At 42.8% G+C, this 4826-nt stretch carries 7 protein-coding genes and 1 pseudogene; 1 reads left to right on the plus strand and 7 read right to left on the minus strand.

Annotation, left to right across the window (positions count from 1 at the left end; genetic code table 11):
- From IQ270_RS28155 to IQ270_RS28185, 7 genes and pseudogenes are all read right to left on the minus strand, one after another.
- Positions 1 to 256, minus strand: a pseudogene (locus IQ270_RS28155) (site-specific integrase); the annotation flags it as partial.
- Between the two features lie 160 nt (positions 257 to 416).
- Entirely contained in the window at positions 417 to 989 is a 573-nt protein-coding gene (locus tag IQ270_RS28160) for a hypothetical protein (RefSeq protein WP_193976431.1), read from the minus strand.
- Between the two features lie 42 nt (positions 990 to 1031).
- A complete protein-coding gene (locus IQ270_RS28165) occupies positions 1032 to 1628 on the minus strand; it encodes a hypothetical protein (RefSeq protein ID WP_193976425.1) in 597 nt (198 codons plus the stop codon).
- A gap of 7 nt (positions 1629 to 1635) precedes the next feature.
- Positions 1636 to 2649: a hypothetical protein gene (locus IQ270_RS28170; RefSeq protein ID WP_193976426.1), complete on the minus strand. Its 1014-nt coding sequence runs from the start codon at positions 2647 to 2649 to the stop codon at positions 1636 to 1638.
- Between the two features lie 75 nt (positions 2650 to 2724).
- A complete protein-coding gene (locus IQ270_RS28175; RefSeq protein ID WP_193976427.1) occupies positions 2725 to 3300 on the minus strand; it encodes a hypothetical protein in 576 nt (191 codons plus the stop codon).
- A 39-nt stretch (positions 3301 to 3339) separates the two neighbouring features.
- Positions 3340 to 3963 carry a hypothetical protein gene (locus IQ270_RS28180; protein ID WP_193976428.1) on the minus strand — a complete coding sequence of 208 codons (624 nt, stop codon included), beginning with the start codon at positions 3961 to 3963 and terminating at the stop codon, positions 3340 to 3342.
- A gap of 240 nt (positions 3964 to 4203) precedes the next feature.
- Positions 4204 to 4566, minus strand: a complete 363-nt coding sequence (locus IQ270_RS28185) for a hypothetical protein (protein WP_193976429.1) — start codon at positions 4564 to 4566, stop codon at positions 4204 to 4206.
- Positions 4567 to 4590: 24 nt separating this feature from the next.
- On the opposite strand from IQ270_RS28185, the gene IQ270_RS31570 reads away from it, so the two are divergent.
- On the plus strand, positions 4591 to 4826 hold a 236-nt coding region (locus IQ270_RS31570; protein ID WP_228056781.1), incomplete at its 3' end, for a hypothetical protein.

Raw genomic sequence — 4826 nt, forward strand, 5'->3', positions numbered from 1 at the left:
GAATGATGGGGATAGTGCGGGTGCCGAGCTTGCCTTTGGTGTTGCCTTTGCGGATGACCATTTCGGAGCGGATGACATTCGCTGGGGTAAAGACATCGATGACTTTCAAACTGCACGCTTCGGCAACTCGGCAGGCGGCGTAGAGGCAAATTCCGAAGAGGGCGCGATCGCGATGAGTCTGCAAACCCTCGTTAAACAACAGTTCGATTTCCTCTTGAGTCAGGATTTTGGCTTGCCCGTGGCCTTCAATCTTCATGCTTGGTGTATACCCGACCCGACGCTCCAAAGTCTCGCATACTTACTGCATTGCTGCATTGGTTTGGGGCATTTCTTAATGAGCTGGTTGAGCGGGGTCAAGGGGACTGTTGAGCAAAAGGCAGCAGGCAGTGAAGGGGTTGAGATTTTGGCAATCAGTATTACAAACAGCCTTCTATATACTCAATTTCAGGAAGTTTTCCTGAACGGAAGCGATATACACGATTGTTTACCTTTTCAAAAATTATCCGGTAGTTTTTGTCAGCATCATCTTTAGGGACAAACGTCAGATTTTTCGGATTTCCCTCCGGCCTAGCCGTGAGAGGAGCCTTAATTATTTGAATCTGTCCTGGATATAGAGAAATAATTCGGTCTAAAGTATCCCCGATTCTAGCTCCTCTGATGGTAGTTATTCGCTTATCCCTAATATCAATTCTGGCAATGCGTCCCTTTGCTACCATAAATGCAATGTCTTTTAGCTCTCCCTGTGGTTTAAAGTAAGAGCAACTGTACGCATCAGGTCCGTTCATTACAAAAACCAACTTAACTCCAGCAGCCCGTGACGCCTCATCAACTGTCATTCCTAGTCTAATCGGGCCAATGCCATTAATTGCTAATTTCGAGTTCTCTGTTAGTTGCACTTGACCGCTCGCTGATGTTACCCAAAATAAAACAATAATCACCGTACCAACAAAGAAGGTAAAGAATTTGCTGAAACTATTTAACTTTGACATTTTTATGTTCACAATTAACATGAGTTGGATTAATAAGTAGCATTACTTAACAAAAGCAAATGAGGATATAACTCTCTGGAACACTCGTTCATCAATTGGTTTAATGGTTGATTCGTAACTAAAAGCAGAAACAGTAATTTTGTGCTTACTATTAGGAGCCATGAAACTAGCTGTCAAAAAAGTATTAACGCCATTGGTCACGTCCGTTTTGACGTAAACTACTGCTTTCTGGTTGGCAATGGTTGTTGGTTTGATATTTTCAAATCGCTCGTTCGCACGAACTTCGGGAAGCAGGCGAGTGTCAGACTTGGCAGGCTCTATTTTCACCGTGACCAATGAGGGATAGCCGTCGCAACCTATTTGCCTATTTTTCTTACAGCAAGCATTTAATTCCTGTTCGTTAGGGTTATACAAAAGTATGTAGGTGATATTATCACTGCGACTTGTTTCACTGGTATAGTTAGCTGGAATATCAAACGCAAATCCAAAATCAGGGTTCCTAATCTTTTTGCTTTCTCTGGCTGGATTGACAAGCGCTCCTCTTTTACAAAATTGACGATTTTGTGCAGGAGTTGGGGAAACTTCAATCCCCAAAAAGGTCAAAAAAACCATGAAAATAATCAGCGATCGCTTTTTCATATTTACCTCAATTTTTTTGTGGAATCAATTTTTTTGAACGCAGAATACGGCTGATTTGTTCGTTAGTCATAAAAGGAGCTGTGAGGCAGTTAGCCCTAAAACAACCAGTTCCTTTTTCGGTGAATCTAATTTGAGTGTCATTGGCAAATCTTAAACCAGAGTTACCTAAATTCCAGCTAAACACAATTGCTTTGCCCGATTGTACATACCGATCGCCGTTGGTAACGTCAATTTCTCCAAGTCCACCAACGTTTACAGGCGGGTAGCTAGATAAACCTTGCTTGAGAATGTAAGCTGTAATAAGACTGGCTCCTTGATTAAAGTAAACATAACCATTCCTAAACTCTGGCGGTAAGTCATAATCAACTTGGATGTAGCGTCCCCCACCTTGTTCTACAAATTCTCTCCAAGTTGTAAGCTGAGACTTTGGCTGTTGAGTAACATTTTGTACTCGCCCGCCGAGCACCTGAGACTTAGCTACCATCGAACGAGCAACCTCAATTAATTCATTGCGCCGAACAGTGCCAGAGTATATTTTAAAATAATTATTGTCTTGAACCCATGACACCGTATTCCAATCAGTACCTTGATAATGGTAGCCAATCAGGTTTCTAGATAGTTCAATAGCATCTGCTCCCGAACCCCGCTGTCTATCCTCTTGATAATATTTCGATGCAAGGGTACTTGAGGCAACTGAGAAACGCAAGCAAACTAGATTATATCCTCTTGTACCTCTTCCTCCCCTACTAAAACGTGGAGGACAGTCCTTGTCTTCGAGGGCAAGATAAGCGCGTTCGCTGTTAACATCAAATGTTAATTGGGGAGACATTTCTCTAGTAATAGCTCCTGGCAAGCGACTTGGCAGCCGAAAGACTAAGTTGCTGGGGAGTTTGTTTTTGATTTCGCCAAGAATCGGTTTGAATACAGGGTCTATTTCGGCAATTGCAGGTATCGGTACGAATCCTCCCGATCCGGCAATTGCCAGACTTACCGTTAAACTTAAAAGCGATTTGTATTTCATAAGTTTTGCTGCCTCGTACCTAACATTTTGAATCTGAGAATAACGATTAACATTTCATCTATCCTCTCCTTATTTTTAGTTTTTAGCCTTAATGGGAAGTTCATTCGCCATCGAAATAGCAACATTGATTACTTGCTCTTGAGACATCGAGCGAGACATGACCCCGAAAATCATACCGTCTTGTTCCCATATAATTTCGTTCATTTGTCCTCGGCTAGGCTGAATATAAGAACGATAGAAGCCACGAACTTCTGTTTTGAGGCTGATTGAACTCCCTTGTTGCTGATTTTCACGAAGCCTCTGGTTGGTATTGGAATTACGTCTTTCAACAAAAATACGTCCCGTATCGCATACGGCTACAAGGCGCGTTTCAGGACAATTAGATGTAACTAATACAATGGCAAAATATCCTCCTTCTCGATCGTTAGAAGGTATTATTGTTGGTCGATATCCAGGTATGCCACTTGGCGGGTTGGGAATAACAGCAGGCAATCGCATCACCATACCTCTAGGGAGTTGAGCTTGAATATCCCGGATCAGCGGTCTGAAGATAGTTGCCGGTTCCGCCATTGCAAGCGGATTTATAGTTAATGCTCCAACCCCCAAAATTGCCAAGCTTGCTATTAAACTGAGTTGGGATCGACCTTTCATAAATACTCTCCTTGTTTGAATTATTCGAGCGCTATAATTTTACTGTCTTTTGGGGAAAGAATCTGTACAACCTGCTTCTTTAAACTGTTGAAGCAACTGGTTTCTCTTAGCTGGGGGAACGTTCCGCATCAATTGAGAAGGATTTGTCAGGGGTTTTGGCCAAGCATATTCATAGATACCTGGTTCATTGTTGTAAACAAATATGCCTCCCAGGTAGTTTCCTTCATTAATGAGTAGGTAGCTATCAGTTTTGATTTTACCCTTAGATACAGTTCCTATACCGAACCTAAATCCTATGTTATTTTCACTAGGAATAAAACCGTCAATAATGCAAACGCGACCTTTGACATTTGATGGATAAATACTTTTTGTTTCTTCTAATGCCGTCCATTGACCGAGGAAAGGTGCGGCTGCTGTGTCGATTTGCGACCAAGCTTTTACAAAGGATGTTAATTGCCGAATCTGAACGAGATCGCGCCGATCTGTGCTATACAATCCACGACCGCCACCGGGGGGAGAAGCAGCAAAACGGCGGAATTTCTCGATTAATTCTTGCAATTCTGCATCTGTTGGGAATCGGACAGATTGGGCAACAACGGGTAACGATGTAGCAGCTAAAATAGCTAAACTAATTGTAATGGTGAGTGGCGAGCGCCCTTTCATAAATACTCTCCTTATTTTTTATTTTACACTTTTAATCGGAGGCTCGTTAGCCATCGAAGTAGCAATTTCAAGCAGTTCCTGTTTGATGTTAGCCGCAGCGCGTAACTGAGCCGAAAAAGTTAGACCGTTCTGTTTCCAGAAAATAGTCTGACTGCCGTCACCACTTCCACCGCATCTGATATTAGTGTAAACACCTTGAATTCCCGATTTGATATTTACAGAAACGGCATTAGCACACGGCTATTTAGCCTGTTTTTCTAACTCGGCCATGCGTGTGTCTGAGTTTGACGCACAAAATTCCCCTGCAAAACAAGCATTTGCTCTACACCCAGGTCGATAGTATAGTTGAATACTCAACTCACCACCTCTCGAAGAAAGATAGGGGTAAAGTGTATTGTTAGAATTAGCAGGGGGCAGAGAACGATAGGGAACAGAAGCGGGCAATCGCATCACCATACCTCTAGGGAGTTGAGTTTGAATATCCCGGAGCAGTGGTCTAAAAATAGGTGCGGGTTCAGCATTTGCAGGTGGCGGCTTTATGAATGCTCCAATCCCTAAAATTGCCAAACTCGCAATTAAACTAAAGAGCGAGAGCCTTTTCATGATTTTTCCTCTCTATTAACTAAAATGCCTTGTTCGTGCGTGAAGTCGAGCTATCCCGTAGGAAATCGCCCTGTCCGTCTTTGTTGGCTTGAAAAGGGCGATCGCCCATATTACCTATTGCCTGGTTTACAGTTTGGGCTATTCTTTGTGGGAGATACCCCATTTCGTAACTGCGTGTACCTAGAAAATTCACACACCACCACATTTCGATCGGGATTTGCAACAGCAATGCGAAGGTCTACTAAATATGTGACGACCTC

The organism is Microcoleus sp. LEGE 07076 (assembly GCF_015207455.1).
Lineage (GTDB): Bacteria > Cyanobacteriota > Cyanobacteriia > Cyanobacteriales > Microcoleaceae > Microcoleus.

What these genes read in the sequence shown, in the direction of transcription:
- IQ270_RS28160 (WP_193976431.1), bottom strand. Translation starts at nt 989, where the DNA reads ATGTCAAAGTTAAATAGTTTCAGCAAATTCTTTACCTTCTTTGTTGGT.
- IQ270_RS28165 (WP_193976425.1), bottom strand. Translation starts at nt 1,628, where the DNA reads ATGAAAAAGCGATCGCTGATTATTTTCATGGTTTTTTTGACCTTTTTG.
- IQ270_RS28170 (WP_193976426.1), bottom strand. Translation starts at nt 2,649, where the DNA reads ATGAAATACAAATCGCTTTTAAGTTTAACGGTAAGTCTGGCAATTGCC.
- IQ270_RS28175 (WP_193976427.1), bottom strand. Translation starts at nt 3,300, where the DNA reads ATGAAAGGTCGATCCCAACTCAGTTTAATAGCAAGCTTGGCAATTTTG.
- IQ270_RS28180 (WP_193976428.1), bottom strand. Translation starts at nt 3,963, where the DNA reads ATGAAAGGGCGCTCGCCACTCACCATTACAATTAGTTTAGCTATTTTA.
- IQ270_RS28185 (WP_193976429.1), bottom strand. Translation starts at nt 4,566, where the DNA reads ATGAAAAGGCTCTCGCTCTTTAGTTTAATTGCGAGTTTGGCAATTTTA.